The organism is Treponema primitia ZAS-1, assembly GCF_000297095.1.
Lineage (GTDB): Bacteria > Spirochaetota > Spirochaetia > Treponematales > Breznakiellaceae > Termitinema > Termitinema primitia_A.
Genome location: NZ_AEEA01000153.1, coordinates 1 through 397, shown reverse-complemented (window position 1 = coordinate 397; position 397 = coordinate 1). Strand labels below are relative to the sequence as shown.

The 397-nt window shown below is 54.2% G+C and carries 1 protein-coding gene; it reads right to left on the bottom strand.

Annotated features, from left to right (window positions below):
• The coding region (locus TPRIMZ1_RS19405) for a formate--tetrahydrofolate ligase (RefSeq protein WP_010263090.1) at positions 1-397 on the bottom strand (397 nt) is incomplete at both ends.

The following is a 397-nucleotide window of genomic DNA, read 5'->3' as shown; positions in this document are numbered from 1 at the left end:
TAATGCCACGTTAACGCCGAGCTTTTTACACTCGTCGGCGATGAGTTTGAGTTCCGCCTCCGTATCAGCCTCGCCGGGCTTCCGGAAGGCATTGATAGCCACAACCGCAGGCAGCTTGTATACCTTCGTGATGTTTTCAACGTGTTGCAGCAGATTCGGTAAGCCCTTACGCACCGCTTCTACATTTTCCTTGCCGAGATCTGCCTTGGCAACACCGCCGTGGGATTTCAGGGCGCGCACCGTGGCAACTATAACAACAGCCGAGGGCTTCAAATTGGCAAACCGGCATTTGATATCGAGGAACTTTTCCGCGCCTAAGTCCGCACCAAATCCGGCTTCCGTCACCACGTAATCGCCCAGCTTCAATGCAAGCCGCGTGGCCATTACGGAGTTACAA